At 47.0% G+C, this 21,218-nt stretch carries 14 protein-coding genes; 9 read left to right on the top strand and 5 right to left on the bottom strand.

The window, feature by feature from the left end; all coding sequences use genetic code 11:
- Window positions 1-111: 111 nt before the first annotated feature.
- The 3 genes from QUA04_RS20905 to QUA04_RS20895 all read right to left on the bottom strand — a co-directional run bounded on the left by QUA04_RS20905 (window position 112) and on the right by QUA04_RS20895 (window position 4,166).
- On the bottom strand, window positions 112-1,182 hold the full coding sequence (locus tag QUA04_RS20905) for an aromatic ring-hydroxylating dioxygenase subunit alpha (protein ID WP_333260140.1): 1,071 nt from the start codon (window positions 1,180-1,182) through the stop codon (window positions 112-114).
- On the bottom strand, window positions 1,182-1,868 hold the full coding sequence (locus tag QUA04_RS20900) for a methyltransferase domain-containing protein (protein WP_333260137.1): 687 nt from the start codon (window positions 1,866-1,868) through the stop codon (window positions 1,182-1,184). Before QUA04_RS20900 ends, QUA04_RS20905 begins: the two co-directional genes overlap by 1 nt.
- Before the next feature lie 297 nt (window positions 1,869-2,165).
- A complete protein-coding gene (locus tag QUA04_RS20895; protein WP_445242349.1) occupies window positions 2,166-4,166 on the bottom strand; it encodes an FAD-dependent oxidoreductase in 2,001 nt (666 codons plus the stop codon).
- Window positions 4,167-4,368: 202 nt separating this feature from the next.
- Here QUA04_RS20895 and QUA04_RS20890 point away from each other — a divergent pair, with 202 nt between their 5' ends.
- From QUA04_RS20890 to QUA04_RS20875, 4 genes are all read left to right on the top strand, one after another.
- Window positions 4,369-6,069: a N,N-dimethylformamidase beta subunit family domain-containing protein gene (locus tag QUA04_RS20890; protein ID WP_333260134.1), complete on the top strand. Its 1,701-nt coding sequence runs from the start codon at window positions 4,369-4,371 to the stop codon at window positions 6,067-6,069.
- 470 nt (window positions 6,070-6,539) lie between these two features.
- Window positions 6,540-6,764, top strand: a complete 225-nt coding sequence (locus tag QUA04_RS20885) for a hypothetical protein (RefSeq protein WP_333260131.1) — start codon at window positions 6,540-6,542, stop codon at window positions 6,762-6,764.
- A 457-nt stretch (window positions 6,765-7,221) separates the two neighbouring features.
- Window positions 7,222-8,751: a CHAT domain-containing protein gene (locus QUA04_RS20880; protein WP_333260129.1), complete on the top strand. Its 1,530-nt coding sequence runs from the start codon at window positions 7,222-7,224 to the stop codon at window positions 8,749-8,751.
- Window positions 8,752-8,878: 127 nt separating this feature from the next.
- On the top strand, window positions 8,879-10,966 hold the full coding sequence (locus tag QUA04_RS20875) for a hypothetical protein (RefSeq protein ID WP_333260126.1): 2,088 nt from the start codon (window positions 8,879-8,881) through the stop codon (window positions 10,964-10,966).
- Window positions 10,967-11,024: 58 nt separating this feature from the next.
- Here QUA04_RS20875 and QUA04_RS20870 read toward each other — a convergent pair whose 3' ends face one another.
- Window positions 11,025-11,969, bottom strand: coding sequence for a hypothetical protein (locus QUA04_RS20870; RefSeq protein ID WP_333260124.1), 945 nt, complete (start codon window positions 11,967-11,969; stop codon window positions 11,025-11,027).
- 1,006 nt (window positions 11,970-12,975) lie between these two features.
- Between QUA04_RS20870 and QUA04_RS20865 the strand changes: the two genes are divergently transcribed.
- On the top strand, window positions 12,976-15,009 hold the full coding sequence (locus QUA04_RS20865) for an iron uptake porin (protein ID WP_333260121.1): 2,034 nt from the start codon (window positions 12,976-12,978) through the stop codon (window positions 15,007-15,009).
- A 177-nt stretch (window positions 15,010-15,186) separates the two neighbouring features.
- Here QUA04_RS20865 and QUA04_RS20860 read toward each other — a convergent pair whose 3' ends face one another.
- On the bottom strand, window positions 15,187-16,440 hold the full coding sequence (locus tag QUA04_RS20860) for an FIST N-terminal domain-containing protein (protein ID WP_333260118.1): 1,254 nt from the start codon (window positions 16,438-16,440) through the stop codon (window positions 15,187-15,189).
- Between the two features lie 740 nt (window positions 16,441-17,180).
- On the opposite strand from QUA04_RS20860, the gene QUA04_RS20855 reads away from it, so the two are divergent.
- The 4 genes from QUA04_RS20855 to QUA04_RS20840 all read left to right on the top strand — a co-directional run bounded on the left by QUA04_RS20855 (window position 17,181) and on the right by QUA04_RS20840 (window position 21,089).
- Entirely contained in the window at window positions 17,181-17,417 is a 237-nt protein-coding gene (locus tag QUA04_RS20855) for a Calvin cycle protein CP12 (RefSeq protein WP_333260115.1), read from the top strand.
- A gap of 400 nt (window positions 17,418-17,817) precedes the next feature.
- Window positions 17,818-18,438 (top strand): DUF3177 family protein, encoded by a 621-nt coding sequence (locus QUA04_RS20850; RefSeq protein ID WP_333260112.1) that lies wholly within the window; start codon window positions 17,818-17,820, stop codon window positions 18,436-18,438.
- Between the two features lie 267 nt (window positions 18,439-18,705).
- Entirely contained in the window at window positions 18,706-20,160 is a 1,455-nt protein-coding gene (locus QUA04_RS20845; protein WP_333260109.1) for a hypothetical protein, read from the top strand.
- Window positions 20,161-20,519: 359 nt separating this feature from the next.
- Entirely contained in the window at window positions 20,520-21,089 is a 570-nt protein-coding gene (locus QUA04_RS20840) for a hypothetical protein (protein WP_333260106.1), read from the top strand.
- Window positions 21,090-21,218: the final 129 nt, after the last annotated feature.

The following is a 21,218-nucleotide window of genomic DNA, read 5'->3' as shown; positions in this document are numbered from 1 at the left end:
ATTTTCCCTGTTGCTAGAATACCATGCTCAAGCTTGGAAAGGCGAACTCTCAACTTAGCCTGTGCAGGCTGGTTTCATTCGTCCCGCTGTAGGCTTCAATCTGTGACTGAATTATTCATTTTCTGCCTGACTTCTTATCAACTTTTGCACGCTGGCTAAAGCTCGATTTAATTCGTAACTCTTTCTTTCTGAATTTTGCAAAAAAGCCTGCTGTTCTTCTTCAATCATTAACACATCCTGCCGCACCAAACCATCTAATAACTTTTGAGCAGCACCGAAACAACTATCTTTGATAAACCTGCGAAACCAAACAGGCAATTTGTGCAGCCGCAAAAACGCATTTAATGAGGTAAAGTGAATTAAATAAGCACGAGTTGCTGTCTCGCTGACCGGACAAACCAAGCAGTAAATCTTAAAGTCGCTTCCCAAAGTTGAAACCCAGTGCGGGTAAATATAGCTCACCTCCAGCGGTTCCGGGTGCAGTCGGCGCAAAGACTTAAAAAACAACTGAGAAATTGACCAAATTTTATCTATTTTGTAATAACTTTGTGCCTGATAGCGAGCAGTTACTTGATTCTCGTTTTCTTCTAAAGTATCTAAGACTGGATTGGCCCAAGCTTGCCAATCATCGTGCAAGTGTCCGTGGTACATATCCATCAAGTTTTCAATTAAAAATGAATAGTGTGCCTGACAGTCGATGACTGAAACTGTGGCAATATAATTGAGATGTTCCCACTCAGGCAAATCCAGTAAATTAGTTTTTTCTGCTTGAGTTTCGTCGCCTGGAAACAGCCAGATAAAACCGTTTTGTTCCTTGACTGGATAGGAGCGAATTTTGCAGTTAGGTAGTTTTTGATTTTCTGCTAAATAATCGACTTCGGCGCATTCTCCCCTTGCATTTAACCGCCATCCGTGGTAAGCACATTCGATTAAATCGCCTTTAACTTTGCCGTGGCTGAGTTTAACTTGCCGATGGGGACATCTATCTTCTAAAGCGTTGATTTTGCCCGCACTGTCGCGGAAAAGTACGATCGCCCGATTCCAGATTTTCGCAGCTAGCGGCTGAGTTTGCACCTCGGTGCTGCGGGCGATCGCATACCAGCGATCGAGATTAATGCCCAACTGGCGGATGTGAGTTTTTTCTCCCCTTGCAGATACCGATTTTATCGCGTTGTTTTGCATTACAAATGTTCCCAAATTACGCCCATAAAACAACCCAATTTTACAAAATAACACCCTGGAAAGCAACGACTGTAAATATTTTTAAATCGCCGTTCTGACAAATACCTGTCGCTAGCTAAATGTTTCAACCAGCTTGGCGACAGTCTAAATCTTAATAATCTTAAAGCATTGCGAAATCCGTAGGTGGAACAGTCGGGTCTAAAATCTCTCGCTGCACCTAATATGTAGCCTATTGTAGCAGGTGTTTCGACTTCCGATATATTATCTACAAAGACGATTTTTCCGTGCGGATTTAACAATTTTTTAATTGCATCGAGGGTGGCGGGGAGGTTGGGAAGGTGGTGAAAAGTGGCAGCACTAACTATTAAATCAAATTGGCGATCGAGCGCTAATTGATTGGCATCCATTTGGATGTATTCGATATTGGGGGCTGAGCGTTTTTGACGGGCTATATCTAGCATTTTTGCTGACAAATCGATGGCGACTACATGATCGTAATACTGGGCTAATTCAAAAGCAAGAATTCCCGAACCGCAGCCAATATCTAATGCTGCACCTTTGCTGGCCGATAGATTGTTACTAAAGAAATCGTTCTGGTTTTGCAAGGTGGCGGCGAAATCGTATTCTGTTGCAAAAGCATCAAACATTACAGATTTATTGCGAATTTTGCAGTTACTCTTCAGCATCTATTATTGCTTTATACTCATTCAATAATATTTTAACCGCATATCCACCCCACTCAACGCAGATATTTTTTTGTTTGCAAGCTCTGCCTTTTCTCCTCAGCGAAACCACCCCCGCAAACCGTAACTCATCTTAAAAAAAGAATGCAACTGTAGGAAGGCTCCCAACCCTTCTTGAATCAGTCATTCCCATTTCTTCAAATCTAAAATCTAAAATCTAAACTGGTAGGGCTGGGGGCGGGCTTCACCGAGAATAGCAGCCATAATTGGCGATTTATAAAGCCCGATCCGCTGCCAACCTTAGATTTTTAACACGCCTTCGGGATTCACCGTCAAGAGCGATCGCCTCTGCAAACCCTCCTGATATAAAATAGCATTAGCTGCCAACAAACCGCTGCTCACTGCCCTTTCCATTAAACCGCACGGAAACGGCATTTTTACCCAATCTCCCGCAAACAACAGATTGGGAACAGCGCAGCAAGTTTCTGGTCTTTCCGCATAACTACCGGGCGGATATCCAGAGAAATTCTTTTGATTTACCAATTCCCGGTGCAGCATATTTGCCTCTTTTAATTCCGGTACAATTTCGTACAATTCTTGCTCAAAAGTAGCCAGTACAACTTCCTGGTTGGGAAATTCCTTCTCCTTGTAACAATAAGCGTGCAGTTCCACTACACTACCGCCAGTTTTCTGATTCCACTCGATGAACTGATCCTGAATTTTGTGGTAAAGCGTGATACTGTCAGTCAGTTTGTAGCCGGAAAGCGAACTGAAATTGCTGTGTTCCCAGGGAAATTCGCGATCGAACCAAAAACGGCCCACCGCAAACGGATCGGCTATTTTCAAACTCTCGATCCGGCTCTGCACCTGCGGATTTACCTCACCGCTGGCCAAACTAAACAAATGCTGCATCCCCGGAACATCTGCCGCCAAAACATAATAATCAGCCTTCAATGTTTCTCCCAAATTTTGCGGCTGTGATTGGTTAACCGCTGCTGCTAACTGTATTTCATCTGCTTTTTCATCGACTACCTTAAATCGAGGCAAATCCCGCTGAGCAGGCCCGCTCACAACCCGCCCTTCGGCATCAAAAACTGCCCCGTGACAAGGACAGTGAAATTGACCGTCGTTCTGTTTCTGAACTGTGCAGCCTTGGTGAGTGCAGCTCAGAGAAATTGCCTCTTTTCCCGATGGTGCGGCGGCAAATACGCTGTCTCCAGCGCCGAAATATTCGGTAGAGTGGCTGTCAGTTAACAGCGCGTTTCGCTTCACCCAAAAAGGTATTTTACTTTGCACGTCTCCAGACTGGTAACTCAGAGAATCTATCTTGCCGTTTTCCCAGCGAATCTCACTGACTGCGACATCTGTTAATACTTTGCCGCCTTTGCTTTCAATGGCTCTGGCAATAGGCTGCACCAAACTCGTGCCCATATCTTGTCGCGTACCGTTGAATGCCAAACCCTCTGGATTTCCAAAAAAGTAAAAGTGAAAAAACTGCATTAATTCTCCCGCGCTCAATTCATCGGGAGCGTTGAGACTGGACTTGGCAAAAGGCAGAAAATACAAGTCATAAAGCCCGCGCGGAAACTCACCTTTTACCCAGTCGGCAACTGATATATTGTCGAGACGATCGAAAGTTTTTTGAGTTTGAAAACCGCCAATTTCTCGAAACACTTGCCAGTGAGCCGGTTTTGTAAGATTGATTCCCCACTTGAGCCGATTGGGAGAAGATATCCCCAAATCAACTATATTCCAGGGAAAAGCTGAATGGTTGGGACGGAAAACTTCGGGTTTGTATTTGCCGTCTCGAAACAGAACGGCGTAGGATTCTAAAGATACAAAATTATCGCTAATTTCTAGTTCTTCAACCACACTTTTGAGGTTGTAGTATTGCGGAAAAAAACCGTGGAAACCGTGTTCCATCATAAAAGTTTCGTTTCCAACTTGAATCGGCCAACTAGCAATTTTGCCACCGAGTTGGGGCGATTTGTCGAGCAATGTTACGGCGAAACCCCGCTGGGAGAGTTCGTAAGCACAGGCGAGCCCTGCCAAGCCTGCCCCTACAACTGCAACGGTTTTGCGCTGATTTAGCATTCGCGGCAAGTCAATAGAATCTTGCACAAAAACGGTGGGCTCTGGCTTGGAAAATCGAGAGTAGCCCAGCAGCCCTCCTGCAGCACCGACTCCAAGGAATTTGAGGGCGGTGCGTCGAGAAACTGGTTGGGATAGCGGTGAATTGGTTGATTGACTCATCAGCGGTACGCGGTAACGGGCTTTAAACACAAATACGCCATAAGGCATATATCATAGGCCGAAAGCAGGATATGTGAAGAAATACTAAGACACATTCCCCAGTCCGATCGCGATCGCGCCGTCCCTAGGGCGATCGGACACAATCTATCTAAGGTATGATGTCTTTTGGGTTAATGTTAATTGATGTTAGGCCCGCTACACCAAGACCCAACTGTAAAACCCATCACCTAAAACCCTATACTTATTACCCGTGACAGTTAAACTATTGTGGAAATTGCGCCGCCGAGAGTTTCTTAAAGCTTTCTCAATCGGCTTAGCAGCCCCTTTTTTTTATAACAGCGCAGCACCTTCTCAACACTATTCAAATTCCGAAAAAAGTGCGTTAGCGAAGCCCTCGAAGAGGATCGCCACCAATCCCATAGCCAGAGAAAACCAAAAAGCCGGCACCGCCGACTGGGAGTTAGAAAATCCTGCCACCAAGCGAGAAATCGAAGGTTACGCCTCTTTAACCAGCGTCAATGTCGGCGGCGAAATTAAATTATTTGTCAACACGAAAGAACCCAATTATACCATAGAAATATTCCGCACCGGATGGTATGACGGACTCGGCGGGCGGCGGATGAACGACCCAATTATTCGCAAGGGAACCAGACAGCCTCCGCCGATAGAAGATGAAGCATCGGGACTGATAGAATGCAATTGGAAAGACCCGTATATTTTGCGAATTCCCGATCGCACCGATGACTGGATAAGCGGCATTTATTTAGCCAAACTAACCGCCAGCCGAACTGGAAAGCAAAGCTATATCATATTTGTAGTCCGGGATGACGATCGCAAATCAGACATTTTATTTCAATCCAGCGTCACCACTTATCAAGCCTACAACAATTGGGGCTACAAATCGCTTTACCGCTGGAACAGTCAGGCCAAACAAGCCTACAAAGTTTCCTTTAATCGGCCCTATGCCATGAGTCCCAACCGCAAAGCCAGTTACGGCCTAGGTGCGGGGGAATTTATAACAAATTTTCAGCCAAAAAGGAGAACTTCGAGTGCTGGTTGGGAATACAATATGGTCAGGTGGCTGGAAAAAGAAGGCTACGATGTTACTTATGCCACCAACATCGACACGCATTTTAATTCCCGATTGCTGTTGTCTCACAAAGCATTTTTGTCTGTAGGTCACGACGAATATTGGTCGCGAGATATGCGGGAAAATATAGAAGCCGCTAGAGATGAAGGCGTCAGTATCGGCTTTTTTGGTTCCAATATTTGCTACTGGCAGATTCGCCTAGAACCCAGCCGGATTACCGGCGAAGTAAACCGAACTGTAGTTGCTTATAAAGAAATGGCCGATTTAGACCCTCTGGGCGGATTAAAAGGAGAACTTGGTGCCGTTAATTCCCCGGTAGGCATAGCTGCAGGCGGGCAATTAAACTACGGCATCGACAAACCAGAACGCGCTGAAATAGCAACAAATAATCATAAATCTCCAGCACTTCATTCTTTAGTAACAACTCGCTGGCGAGACCGCACTGTCGGCAGTCCCGAAGATACTTTAATCGGCGTCATGTACGAGACATTTCAAGTTAATTCTGATATTGTCATTGATGAAAATGCCCCCGGTTGGCTGCTAGAAAAAACTGGGGTAAAAAAGGGAGACAAGTTGCCGGGACTGTTGGGTTATGAAGTCGATCGAATGTTTGGCAATGCCCCTAAAAATATAGTTCGGGTCGCCCATTCTCCATACCCTCACGGCGGGGGCACTCGGTATGCTGACATGACGATTTATACAGCAGATTCTGGCGCGAAAGTATTCGCCACCGGTTCGATGCAGTGGGCTTGGGGATTGGACGATTACAATGCGCCACAGTTGCGGCCGCCAGTTTTAAATGCCGGATCTCAGCAGATAACGCGAAATGTTTTGGCAAAGCTGTTAAGTTGTGGTCATTAGTCAGTTGTTAATTGTTATTGGTTATTTGTAAGATGAATACCATCGGGTGGAAAAATTGGTTTTTATGGGCAGGATTGACGGCTTTTTTTTGTTGTTTACAAGTACCTGTTTCTTATAATTCAAGCTAGCAGTCAAACTGAAATATTCCGTCGCCAAGTTGTCGCAGCCCAAAATCTACAGTCAGCCGGACTCTACCGCCAAGCTTGCAATACTTTGAACCCACTTTTAGAGCTAGCTGATTTTAATTGTTTCAACTTAATTAACCAGCAAATATCTCCTCGATAAAAAGCAATAATTGAAAATTTATCCGAGACTGAAATCGCCGCATATGGGTTAATAAATTTAGGCGATTTATTGCGGCTAACTGGTGCTTTTAAAAATTCACAAATCCTAGAACACCCGAACTCAAGAAAAACCCTCAAATTGAAACATTAGTATTTGTACTGGACGGAAATTTGCGGAATATAACAATGAGAATGCTTTACAACGGGAAACCCGAGAAGTATTTAGTTGAAGATAAATATGCGATCGCCATGAAGCCGCGCCTCCCAGTTTTTGCACCTCAACCGCTACAACATAAACTAAAAGTCTTCGTCGGCGGCATAAATGAACCCCAAAATATTGACGGTAAAAACTTCTTTCTCAGGTCGGTAGTTGTGAATTTTCCTACAAATGCGCCACATCAACTTGTGTAGGGCTTCTGCACAAAATTTCTGATAATTTGCGGAGGAAAACTTAGTAGTTTAGGGACAGTTAATGATTTTATATTTTTCAACCTCCGTGATTAATTTGGTCATAGCTTGCTGTCGCCCTCAAGTTCGAGACTGATGATTTTTAGCAGCTATAGCTAGCTGTTTGAACCCATCGTCAATTTCATCGTTAGTAGGCATCTCTTGTTCCAAGGATACTCAGAAAAATTTTCTCTAAGCAGCGATGCAGCCCGCCGGACTTCAGCTATTTCTCCGATCGAGATCGGCGGGTGCGGTTACATCCTCCTGCATAGCCCTCTATTCCTTTCTCAGCCGGAATCTGCCATTTTTATGCAAAACTTCTTCATAATTTATAAAACTTTACATAAATCGCGAATTTCTTGGCGTGGAATCTCTGTTGCGGCTGGTATCCACACCCTACGGTAGATATTGGGCGTTGGTCTTGAATACTATAATCGTGCGGCGATCGCCAGCACAGTCAAAATTCCCACCCACATCCAAACTTTTCTCCACTGCTGCCACCAACGGCGCCCTTAACCGCCCCCAAATCATGCACTACCAATCCCAGCAGCAACGCCAAAAACACACGACTCAGAAAAAAATTAAAAAAGCTATTTTTTACTGTTTGATAGCAATATTTTTCTGCTGGAGTACCGCGAACCTCGCTACAATTGCCCAAAACACAAACCAGGGCGGGCTTAACGGGCAAGAAATGAGAAATTTGCTCGATCGGGGCAACCTCACTGAAGCTGTAACCAGAATCGAACAAAACTGGGAAGAAGACTATCAAAAATACTTTGAACAAGACTTTGCAGCCCGTGCGAAAACCGCCGAAGCAATATCAAAAACTCTCTCCCGTCTAGCAGTTCAAACAAAGAAAAAACCAGCTTTAATTTATGCCATCCCCCGCACCGACCAACTAGAATTAATCTTAATATTACCCGCTCACCCGCCCATTCTCCGCAGTGTCCCCGAAGCCAAACAAGAGAAACTGCTCTCAGTAGTCAAAGAATTCGGCAGCCAAATCACCAACCCCGTAAAAATCAACACCACCAGCTATCTAGCACCAGCCCAACAACTCTACAAATGGATAGTTGCACCCCTAGAAATAGATTTGCAAACAGCAAAAATTGAAACCTTGCTGTTCTGCGTCGGCGCAGGTTTGCGAACCGTACCCCTAGCAGCAATGCACGACGGAAAGCAATTTCTGATCCAAAAATACAGCCTCTCCCGCATCCCCGCCTTCAAACTCACAGACAGCAATTACACTGACCTCAGAAACGCGCAAGTCCTAGCAATGGGAGCATCAGATTTCGCAGAAACGGCGAACAAAGAACCGCTGCCAGCAGTTCCATTAGAACTAGGCGCGATCGTTCGACAGTGGCCCGGTCAATCGTTTCTCAACCAAGACTTCACCATAGTAAACTTGCAATCCCAGCGACTGCAACAAAAATACGGAATCATCCACCTTGCCACGCACGCCGAATTCCGGCCAGGAACCCCAAATAACTCCTACATTCAATTTTGGGACACCCAACTGGGTCTCGATCAAATGAGAGATTTAAAATGGAACAATCCGCCCCTCGAACTATTAGTATTAAGCGCTTGTAGAACCGCCTTGGGAGACAAAGAAGCAGAACTCGGATTTGCAGGTTTAGCGCTGCAATCAGGAGCAAAATCAGCCCTCGCCAGCTTGTGGTACGTGAGCGATGCGGGGACTCTCGCCCTGATGACAGAGTTTTACCAGCAGTTAAAAATCAGCAGGCAAAACGACCCTCCAATCATTAAAGCTGAAGCTCTCAGGCAAGCACAAATTGCCGAGATCGAAGGCAAAGTGACGATCAAAGGCGGTCAACTGCGAAGTTCCCGGGGTGAAACTCCCTTGCCCCCGTCCATCCCCAAACTCGACAGCAAAGATTTATCCCATCCGTATTATTGGGCAGCATTCAGCATGATCGGCAGTCCTTGGTAAGTGGGCCTCTTGACCGACAGTGGTGATAGGCTATACAACATAAGTAATTTAATATCTGTAGCTGTCGCTCAACAAACCACCACCAACCTGTGACGAATCAAGCGGGAGCCTTCAAGGGGAAAGAAAGATGAAAAAATTAGAATTTTTGCTACAGAAAGAAGGCGATCGCGCCTGGTTGCCCCTAGAAACCTCCGACGTGGAAATTCTAGAAGGTAAATACCGCGTGGTTGCTCGCATTCAGCACCCCAACACCGACATCGAAATTCGCATTACCCATACCTCCTTCGACCCAGGGGCGCAGCGGAAAGTCCAAAGCCGATCGGCCCGCACCAACCCCGAAGGATTAGTCGTGATCATTCCCTACACCAGGCTCAAACCCGGACTGTGGGAACTCTCTTGCTTGCCAGATCCCAAAGCAACACCACTAAAACCTTGGCAGTACGGCGTTCAGTTGGAAGTATTGCCCGCAGAATCGGAAACCTCCGAACCCCTACCGCCGATCGACCAAACCGAACTGGCAACTTCCCCTACAGCACCACAAATTGCAGCACCGGTCGATCGCCCCGCACCACAAATGGCAGCACCGGTCGATCGCCCCGCACCAACCCAAATCCCAGCAGCCGATTCAGCACCGCAGCAGACCAAAATCTACCAATTCCCCATTCCCCAAACCCCCGAACCCAAACCGGGCGTCCAACTCGAACTCGTCCTCGATCAAGAAACCTTCGTCACCCAACTCGGTCGCCCCTTAATCATTTCCGGCAAAATCGACATTCCCCAACCCCCCCAACAAAGCAGAAAAACAGCAACTCTCATCCCCGAATCCGAAGCGATAGAACTCAAACAACTCATCGGTTCAGCACAACTGCAAATTTACCTGCGCGACCCCCAAACCTCAAAAATTCTCGCAGAAATCCAGCAGCCGATGCCAGAACAAGTTCCCCCCTGCATCTTTGCCTGCGTCACCTACATCCCAACCGAGTGCAAAAGCCGCCTAATTTTAGGAGAAGCAATTCTCAGCAGCGGCGGTGTCACCCTAGCCACCAAACTATTCACAATTACAGCTCGTTTAGAGCACCTTCTACAGGAAATTAAAGACAATTTCATCGAAGAAAAGCATCAAGCCGAACCCTCCCCAACTGCCTCAAAACCGTCTGGAAGCGCCAAAAATATATCCTTCCTCAAGCTAGTAGAAAAATCCTTAGACCCTCCATCCCCCGCCGAAGTCCCAACCACTGAAGCCTTACCCCCTCTACTGGCTTCGCGTCACACCCCAAGTGGAGGCGGTCTAGAATTGCCCGCATTCGGTAACAAACTGCCCGACAGCAGCCGATCGCAATTGCTGTCGGAAATCTCCAATTCGCCCCGAACGGTCGCAGAGTCGATCGACCCACAAACCAAACCATCAGACATCCCTGCTTCCCCTAAAACAGCGGAAATCGGAGCGATCGACCAAAACCCCGAAAACAGCCCCCAACCCGAAACAACAGCCCCAGAAACCCCGCCAGTACCCACAAAACAGGCATTTCAAACCTTAAACGTCCAAAATAGATTTTGGTCGCGACTGAGTTCCTTAGCCAGCAACGGCGAATCTCCCGAATGGCTGAAAGCAACCACCCTGTCGCCAACTCAAAAAGCCGCCGCCAATAGCAGCGACGAAATTGCCGTTGTGGAAGAAAGCAGCCCAACCCAGCAGCAACCCGAAACCAGCCAAACAAATTCCGACCCCAAATCTACTAGCCCGGAAGCCAGAGAATTTGTGGTTTTTGACGAGCCCCCGCAGCCGAAACAAGTTGCTCAAAAAACCGCAACTGTCGCAGCAGAAGTAACTCCCCCAACTCCCTACGTTTTGCCCGAAGACGAGTTAGTACCGATGCCCATTTTGGAATTGCCCCGCGGCGAAATCATCGCGGGCCAGGCTGTAAAAGTGCAAGTGCAACTCCCGGAATTAATGCCCCGGATTTATGTGAAAGTTTGGGTGTACGATCGGCAAACCTATCTAATTCTGGACGGGCCGCGCTGGATTACCGAATTTAAAGCTAACGGGTTAGGGAATGTTCGAGCAAGTATCGAGTTAGAGATTCCCTACGGCTGCATGGAAGTCGAATTTGAGGCGATCGCCGTCGAAATGCAAACTCAGCGGGAAAGCCACAAAATAAGCGTTCACCGCCAAGTTTTACCCCCAGCCGGGCCAAGTTTGCCCCTCGAAGGGTAACCCCCAATCCGCGTGCATCCCCGTTTATCCGCTGATATCTGCGGTTAAAAAATCCTACTTACTTCCGGGCCAACTGCCGAAACTTCTTCTTAAACTTATTCTTATACACGTAGAGCGATCGCTGTAAATCCTCAACTTGCAGCGACATCTCGGCAGCCAAACCCGTGCGGTTCCAAACATCCTCCTGACACTTGCGACGGCAAAAATTCATCGGTTCCGAGTAAACTTTCCCACTAGATAAACTTGGCTTGGGCCCGCACCAGTGAATCACAGTCGCCTGAGTGGGATCGCCCCCAGGCCCGCTTGACTCAACCGGAAACCGTTTTCTCAGCAAATCCTGGTCAAAATCCGGCACCAACAACTGCATATCCACATTCTGCACCCGCAGTTTGCCCTCTTGAGCGGCGCGGAAGACCATCAGGTTAAAAAAGCCCATGTCTCCATACTTAAATATCTCTGGATGTTCATCATTAAAATCCAGAATCTTTCTATACTCCTCTAAGCTGAAAACACCTCGCTTCCCAAAGAATGTGCCTGGACAGACATAGCGAGAGCGATAGTCTTGCCAACGAAAATCTGGAAAATACTTTTCGACTCCCGGAATGTCAAAGAAAAATTCCGTGATATCCGCATCCGAGTAATCCTGACAAGGCTGGTCAATAATAAAGTCGAAGTCTTGAAAATTAGCCAATTTGAGGACATCTCCCCAAACAATTGTATCTGCATCCATCACGAGAAAATTTTGCCAAGGACTTTCCCAAAAGGGAATCATATGACTTTTTCCCCAACCAAAGCTTCTTTTTCTCAGAAGTGGCTCAGAGACGCTATCGTGATTAATGACGCGCACTCCGTAAACTTTTTCTAGGGGAAGCACGGAAAACGTACCGTCAATCAACAGGCAGATGGGAACATCTCCCAGGAAATATCGGATGCTAGCACAGCAACCCTTTGCAAACAAATAATCTTGGTCGCAGCAAGCAATAATAACACCAAAATCTTCCATAAAACCTCACTTTTTCACTAATACCAGTTACCCAAAATAATCCAAGTGTAGGCAAGCTCCCAACCTTGATATCATCAGTTACTCCCAATTTTTTAAGCAAAAATGGTATAACTTGCTTACCCCCAGGGTTTGGTTTTTTTTCTGACAGCAGCTCTATTTTCGAGTTCTGCTTTTTCGCCAGCTTAGCACTAAACTCCTGCGATCGTCCGTAGGCAAAAACATCGTTAAAACCTCTAGGAATCATGGAGATAGTGGTCTGTCAAGCCACTGAACTTTCCTTTCGCCAACAGCAGGTCAAGCACCACCAGTTGCAGCCGCACTCAAACAACAAAAAAGTTGTGTTAAAATAGCGGGAAATTAAACCCGCCGACGGTTAGTCTCAAAAACGGCGATCGTCCTGGCAACTCCCGACGGCAGCGGGCATCAAAAAACCAAAATTTGTCAAGCCTGAACTTTGGTTTGGATCGACTCAATCTACCAGCCTTTAGCTCTCAGTTCCCCACTCATGGCGGGAAAATAGCCCCTGCCGGGTGGCGAGGTTTAAAGTTAGGTTAAAAAGCTTGACATTATAGGATATAAAGCTGTATAAGGGATGCGACAAGCAGCCACAATCCTACCTATAACTGTCTGTTAAGTCTGGCGTAACCGAGGACTCTGGGCAGTTGTCAGTTAGAGGCAGATTGTTGTCGAACCTGTAGAACCAGTTGTCGCTCGCCCGCAGAGCAACTCGAGCAAGTCGGGCGATCGAGAGATGAAATTAGCACGTGATGGTATAATCAATTGTAATGTAATGTGGGCTTGACCTGAATTGATGCCTGGGCAGTATAAGGGATCAGCTCCCTACGTTCAAGCAGAAGTAGACACGCCTACTGTGAATCAACTGTGAGTCCACAGTTATGGATAGGTTCTATTTTGGCAGTTATTGTCAACAGGCAAGCAACCACAAAAATTAGCAGTTGGGAATTGCTGCTCGTCGAGTTGAATAGAGTGTGAAGGTGTGAGGAAAATGAACAGAACTTTTTGGAATTTACTGCTAGTATCCCCGGCAATTCTGGGGCTATCATCAGTCATGAGTGCCAGTGCGATCGCCGCCGAAGTGACCGCAACCGCTGAAGCCAACCAGCTAGCTACAGCTCAGTCATCTGAGTCAAAAATTGCAGAAATAGTTGCAGAACCAGTTGCAGCAGCCCCTGCTGCCCCAGAAAAGCTGGCTTTAAACAACAGCGTCGAAGCGCCCCAAACCCCGGTCGCCAACTCCGCAGACGCTGAAAAACTGGCAAAAATTGAACCAGACACCAGCGCAGCAGCACTGCAAACAACAGTGCAAACAACAGGGAGCGACATCGAGTCAGCAGCCCCAAGCGCTCCGGCCAGCACCGCAGCAGCGACTGAACCCCTGGCAGCAGCAGGCACAGCCGAACCGTCACCCCAAGCATCAGACTTGGCAGTGCAAAGCAGCCAGAGCTACACCCCTGCGAAAATTGAAGTGCCAGGAGTCGCCAGCACCCCAGCTACTAAAGTAGAAATTGCTCAGACAGCACCCGCCGGAATGGGCGGCCCGATCGTCCCTGTCGCTCCCCAAGCGCTGCCGGCCCAACCATCCGGAACCATGTCCCAGGTGACATCAGTCTCTCAGCTCTCTGACGTGCGTCCGACAGATTGGGCATTCCAAGCGCTGCAATCCCTAGTCGAACGCTACAGTTGTATCGTAGGTTATCCCGACGGCACCTACCGCGGCAACCGCGCCCTGACTCGCTACGAATTTGCAGCCGGCGTCAACGCTTGCTTAGACAACATAACCAAACTAATTGGGTCAACAGGTAACTTAGTTACCCGAGACGACTTAGCCATCCTGCAACGCCTGCAAGAAGAATTTGCAGCCGAACTCGCTACCCTGCGCGGACGAGTAGACGGCCTAGAAGCTCGCACCGCAGAACTCGAAGCCAACCAGTTCTCCACCACCACCAAATTGGCTGGAGAAGCCGTTTTTGCCGTCAGCGACACCTTCGGAGATGGTATCGGCCTTCACGACGACAAAACGTCTACCAACTTCGGGTACCGGGTGCGCTTGAACTTATTGACAAGCTTCACCGGTCGAGACTTGCTCAGAACCCGCTTGCAAGCAAACAACGTCGCCAACTACTCAGCAAAAACCGCTACGGGTACTAACATGGCTCGCCTAGCCTTTGATGGGGGTGATAACAGCCAATTCTCACTAGACGAAGTGTACTATCGTTTCCCGCTGGGTGGGGCTACAGTCTTTGTCGGTCCTAAAGGACTTGACCTGGATGAAATTGCAGAGACGGTAACACCCTTTAACTCTACGGGTACTGGTGCAATTTCCAGATTTGGAGTTCGTAACCCTGCCGTATTCCGCGGGCCGCAGGGAGCTGGCGCAAGTGTGACTTTCAACTTGGGCAGCCTCCGAGCTACTGCAGGCTATCTCGCCGGCGACAGCGATGCTCCCAACCCCGCAGAGGGCAGGGGCGTTTTCAACGGTTCTTTCAGCGCTTTGGGTCAGATAGGCTTTTTTAGCAAACCGTTTGATTTGGGCCTGACTTACACCCGCAAATACAATCGTGCAGGCGATGTTGGCGTCATGGGTGGCACGGGCAGTTCTTTGGCTAACCAGCCTTTCGGTCAAGCACCCACTGGATCAGATAACTATGGCGTGCAAGTTAACTTCAAACCCAGCAGGCGCTTTCAGATTGGTGGCTGGTACGGTTATACAAAGGCTGAACAACTGCGAGGGGGCAAGAATGACGCTACCATCCAGAATGGTGCTATCACTTTGGCCCTGGCAGATTTTGGCCGGCAAGGCAACCTCCTCGGTTTTGTCTTCGGTGTACCTCCAAAAGTTACTGAAAGTGATGTCGCCAGAAACCGCAACACCTCTTATCACTTAGAGGGTTTCTATCGCTTCCAAGTCAATGACTTTATTTCGGTGACACCGGGCGTTTACGTGATTCTGAATCCCGAACACAACAACAGAAACGACGATATCTGGGTCGGACTCCTGCGTACAACCTTTAGTTTCTAAGGTTTCTAGAAATCTAGTTACAGCTAAAAGCGGCAGGCGACTGCCGCTTTTATTTATTGGTCATCAGTTGATCGATTTTAGATTTTAGATTTTAGATTTTAGATGGTCAACAGTGAACAGTCATCAGCCCAGAGTTAACAGTCATCAGTCATCAGTCAACAGTCAACAGTTCACAAATTATGAATTTTGGCGACAAATCCCGAATACGGAGGTGTAGCCGTGCAGAAATGTGCTACCGCCGACGGGCCCAATTTCGCCATTGCAGAAAAAGCCACTCAGCGGGATGTTTTTGAGGTATCGGCCAAATAGTCGGGAGTCAAAGTTCGATTGGCCGTAAAGCCCTTCGCCGCGCCCCAGACAAGAGAACATCAAGGCACCGGCGCTGGATGTACCGCTGTACTGGGCGGCCCGTTGATAGCGATCGAGCAGCATTTCTAGGTCTTCTGCGGAGGTGCGCGCGTCCCGCAGGTGAAATTGGATGCGCTGTCCGGGACGGACTCGATCGCCGATCGCAATTGCTCCCACTTTCGGATCTACTCCCAATAGATTGCGGATTAAAAAATCTCCCGGCTCTAATGTCAGCTTGAATTCATCGCTAACTAAGCCTACAAATAACGAGTGCTGAGCTAATTCTCGGTCTTCTTCGCTCAAAGTTTGAACTAACTCTCGCAAAGCCTCTAAGGGCGAGCGCTCGATGCCCCCGCTGCCGGTATCGTCGGTTTGTTCTTCGAGTTTCAGCAAAATATTGCGATCTCCTTCCGTCACCCGATAAGGATGCCCGATCGGCCTGCAGCCTTGAGCTACGATCGTTTCCAAAACTATATTGCCGCTCAAAGCTACCCCAACCGTCCCTTCTCGGTAAAGCTGATAGTCGCAAAACAGCGCCGCGCCCCTGCCCGCACCGTCCCCCCCGGCGAGTCCCCCTACCTTTGCCGCGCCCGGATAGGCATAATCTAGCCCTTGTAGCAAATCGTTAATTTTTGCGGAAAAGGGGTCGGCCAAGATGATGAACTGCGGTTCTTCCGGGGCCGGCACGCCCAAGAGATCCACCCAAGTATCCGGGGGACTATCTAAGTCCGGCAGTTCTTCTGCACCGACGTGAAAAGTTCTGACATTCACTCCCGGTAAGCGCGCCAGACTCAGGCTGACTGCCGGAGATCCCTCGACTTCTTCGGTGAGGCCGCCCCGGTTCGTGCCGATGACTCCTCCCCCGCCACAGCCCAGGATCGCGGGTACTGGCAGCAGTTCTCGGAGTAAAGGCATCAGCCGAGAATACTCGCTGGCAAAGGCAGACGAGATAAATATCAGCGCTAAATCAGCCGGGCCTTCTAGGTCGCGATTGGCTTGTTCTATAACTTCTTTGAGGGCGGATTCCAAAGAGGGACGGGTTGATAAAGCGCTGACCCATTGCATTTGGTTTTGGGTGTACATAAGGCAAACTTCTCTATAAAACTATCTCTATACATTAGGCTAACCGGAACTGGCCGCTGGGGGGACGCTATTCTTGGGCGATCGATTCCCCATGGATTGCCGTTCTTGTGTTAACATAAGTTAACATGAGTGTCCCATTAATCTGTTTAGTGTTAAATGCCGTATTCAGCTAAATCTTAAAAGATAAAGCTCAATACAGTTTGACACACCAACTTCGTGTAATGTTTTCATCAAAAGTAAGGTCAGCTCGACCTACATTGATGCCTGTGAACTCTTCCCCCGCCGACGGCGTAGAGTAAAGCAGGAACTAGAGACGGGCTGCGATCGCAGTTATGGATGGTTTCTATCTGGGCTGCTGCAACAGCAGCGCATCTCAAGCTATTATTAGCTGGGGTCGCCAGACCGAAACAGCAAATCCAACCCAAACTAACATCCAACAAGAAAACCTTTCTTACTTAATAAGGTCAATGACCCAGGTCTAAAGACACTGGGCTTCTAGCCTAAGACTTAAACCACTCTTGACTAGCCTAAGACTTTAGAGGTCTACGTTTTTTGAGTTATGACACCAAGCGGCTGCTTAGCTAGTCCCTTGCTCTGTCGTTAACGGTTAAACATCTTTATTTGGGTTAAGGACGTGCCGTTAGCCGAACAAGCTCACTAAACAAAGGCGCGTGCTAACATTACCTAGAAATAGGTCGGGGACAACCATATTCTCCTACACTTTCATACCAACAAGCTTTATGACAACAACACCCCCAGGCAACATCCAAGAAAAAATTGAAGAAGAACTAGAAAGCGCTCGTACCGTCTGTGACCTCAAGGGCGCCACTTCCGGGGAATGCGCGGCGGCGTGGGACGCAGTTGAAGAACTGCAAGCAGAAGCTTCCCACCAAAAGCAAGTCAAACCTAAGAATTCTTTTGAAAAATTTTGCGACGACAATCCTGACGCTGCTGAGTGCCGCATCTACGAGGAATAAACGAGCCATTTAGCTCTATGCCTTGCCTCCCGCGCCGAAATCTAACTTTTGGCGCGGGAGAATTTTATTTTAGGGGTTGAGCCTTGAAATAATGGTGAGATTTGCCCTCTATCCCAATACGGTTCAAATCCGCCAGCTTCCCCCTCGCCCCCCTTGGGGGACAAGAATTTGCTCTTGCGTCCCCCAAGGGAGGCGAGGATGGGAAGGAGAGATCTCAGGAATAAACGAGTTTTAACTCAAGGGTATTGCCGTCTATCGTGTCTCAAGTACCCTTCAAAGCGCGCCAAGTACCTTAGAAAAAATAGCAGCAACAAAACATTAAGACCGTGTTCTGGTTGCTGATTTTTTAGCATTTTTGTAGTAAAATTTGTGACAAATAAGTGAGTATATTTTCCCAAAGATGTTGAGTCTTTTATTGGCAGCCACCGGGCCTTGGTTTCAACCGCTAGTCTGGATGGATTACCGGTTGTCTGTGTTATTAACAATTTCGATCCCGCTGGTAGTGCTGATTTGGGCTGTTGTGGCAAAAGCTGAGGCGATCGTCCGTTTGTCGATTATTTATTGGCGGGTGGCAAGTTTGCTGGCAATTACACTTTACCTGATGATGGCTGCGCTGCCTGTGAGCTTTGTATCGTCGGTGATTGGGAGGGCTTTAATTCCTGCTAGTTTGTGGTTTTGGGAGGATTTAAACGAAGAAATTGCCGATCGACCGCAGTCGCCCCTGAAACTGGCTTTTACAGCTTGGCGGTGGGCGATTACTGTTTACAGCGGTTTGGGCGCTCTAGCTCAACTTCCCTTCTTAAGCTGTGCTTTTAAATCTCAAATTCAGGTAATTGACGAACCTTTTTGCCGCGTTTGGTTAGACCCACCTTGGCTCTATAAACAAATGTTTCACCCTACGGCAACCCCTCAATTTTTGGGATTGTTGGGTCTGATAGGTTTAGTAATCTATGTAATTTACTTGTCATACTTTGTGCTTATTCGATTAGGAAAACAAGGGAGATCAGCTACCGGAAATTAAGTTAATTTTAAGTACGTATTTGCCTCCTAAATAGCAGCTAAAGTCTTCAACAAAAAACTCAGAAATCCCAAGCAAAAAAAACCGGGGCGCATCTAGGACAAAATCAAACTAACAGGAGGGTGGCTGAGATGCCCTCCCAAAACGGATACAAGCCGTCGACTCCAGTCGTGGAGATCTAAAAATTTTAGACTAAGGTTCAAGCTTCCAGATTCATCTGTGGAGGAAATCTAAAATCTAAAATCTAAAATCTAAAATCGACTGACAGCAATGTTATTGGGAAAGACTGTGATGGATAGCAAACAAGCCTACTTACAGTGCTTAGAAAAGCTGATTTGGGCGCTCGATCGCCTGGAAGCAAAAGTCGAACCAAGTGAAGTCGCTCGGATTGCCGAACTGATTGTTCAGCCGATGATGGGGCCCTGGCGGTTTTTTCACACTCCCGAACATATTTTTGAGGTGGGGGGAGATGAAGACGCGATCGAGGTTTTGGCAGCTTTATTTCACGATACCGTGTACGTGCAAGTCGATCGCAGCATTAACTTTAACGTCAGCTACTACATCACTCCTGTTGCAAAAGAGGTTAACAAACAACTACAAATTCGGGATCAATCTGAACTACCGGCGGATGCTATCTTCGAGATGGTAATGCTGGTATTCAATTTTGTACCGGGCGAAGTCCTCAATCCTTTCGCCGGACAAAACGAATTTCTCAGCGCTGTGGTAGCAGCAAAAGCTCTAGAACCATTTCTAAAACGCGAGCAATTGCTTCAAATTGCAAGCTGCATTGAAGCAACAATCCCGTTTCGCGCCCCCGAGTCCGGAGTAACAGTAAGCCAGCGCCTTTATGACCGCTTGCAAGTAATAAATAGCCGATTTAACCTCAGTTTGACTGATGAGGAAATGCGGGGAACGGTCAAAAAAGCTGTGCGAATTTCTAACCGGGATGTGATGAGTTTTGCTCACCAGAGTTCAGCCCATTTTTTGGCAAATACCTGGAATTTACTGCCGGAAACCAATCACAATCTCATCTGCTGTGGTTTTTACACGATTCGCGACTACCGAGTTGCGTTGCTCAAGATGGAAGGTTTTCTGAATTATCTCAAGCCAGAAATAATTTTCCGGCAGTTTGAGGGATATCCAGACGATCGCACCTATCAGTGCTGGGAAACTACTGCTAAGTACAATCTCGAAATTGCGAAGCTTTATTTGGGGTGCAAACTGCCTGCTCTAGCTCTGCTAGAAGCTCTTTCTTCAGATTTGGGGATTGAGGTTTCTCTCGCGATGATGATGGGAGGAATTCCGGAGCAAGCTCCTAACTGCGTGCGCCTGGAAAGCTTTTTTCCCGAAATAGACAAACCTTACAAACCTAAAATTAGTTTAGAAGCGGAAGTATTGAATTTATTAGAAAATGGGCGGGCTAAAAGCACTTCTAATACCGATTTGGAGAGTTCGCCCCTGACAACGTTTGTGGTAAAAGTTGTTGGCTTTAACGAAATGCGCTATCAGTGCGATCGAGCTAAGGAATTTTTTCGAGAAAATCTAAATGCCGACGACTTTATTTCCGGCTTTAACCCGATAGTTACAGAAATTGTCATTGATTCAATTCTCAAGTTGTTTGACAGCCGGAAATCTACTATCTACCGATACTACGATATCACTTCTAAGTTAAAGTCCCAACCCCAGAGCAATTTTCCCGATCGCCATTTTCGATCACATGGTTAACGAGCTTTAAATGCAGTATTTTTTTACTTGTATAAATAAAAAACTCTTACTCAGCTTATACAAGAGTGCAGCGATTACACCGTGACAGGATTGATTGACTCGCCAACCTACGTCAATCAACCTATCCATCCCGACACCAACAGCCTTACAGGTAAGTAGGTTGCCGGGATTAAACCACATAATGTAAACAGGTTTAAGTCAGCCAGTAGAGAGCCTTTGGAGACTTGGCCCTCGTTTACATAGAGGCGTTTTTTGGCGCCGACTTACCTGGAGGGGTGACAACCCCCCTGAAACCCATAGTTAGTAAGGATTGAGCCAACTTGTTGTAAAAAAAGATAGGCCGCAGAATTGTTACACGCTTGCCTCTCCACAAAAATAATGATACTAAGATTCTACCAGACTCATTTACAAAAATACCTGACGCCATCTCAGTTTTTGGTGATGACAACCAAGTATCCTTGATGCAATCAGAAAAACAAGTGAGATTAGAACGGCTTTCCCGAGTATTTCCCTGTCTAATTACAGCCGAAAGTCGACGACGTAAATTACAAAAATTTTTAGATTTACCTCACTTAACGATCGAATTAATTTGGTTCCCATTAATTACTTATTGGTTGACCACTTATTGCCGTGTTGTTACTCGCTTATCAAGATCAATTGCTCGCAGTCAATGGGGGTGTATTAATCTCTTCATGGTTAGCTTAATCTGGGAGCGAAGAGCAATTCCATTATACTGGTCATTGTTGCCAAAATTGGGCAGCAGCAACTTCCAGGAACAAACTACAAATCTACAGCAAGTTTTACCATTATTTTCAGAATATAAAGTCATCATTTTAGGAGACCGTGAATTTTGTTCTATCGACGCAAGGATTCTGGCTGAAGGAAAAAGGTGTGTCTTTTTGCTTAAGACTGAAGAGGAATCATCTTAATCGAAATAGAACATTTAGTTTGGCAACGGTTAGATGAATTAGGAATAGTACCCAATACGGTTTACTTAAGGCTTGGGAGGCTTTAAGATTTTAAAAATAGGAGGATTAGTTTTTATTCCAGTACCTCTG

The organism is Microcoleus sp. S13_C5 (genome assembly GCF_036700845.1).
Classification (GTDB): Bacteria; Cyanobacteriota; Cyanobacteriia; order Cyanobacteriales; family Microcoleaceae; genus Microcoleus.
This window is presented reverse-complemented; position numbering and strand designations above follow the sequence as displayed.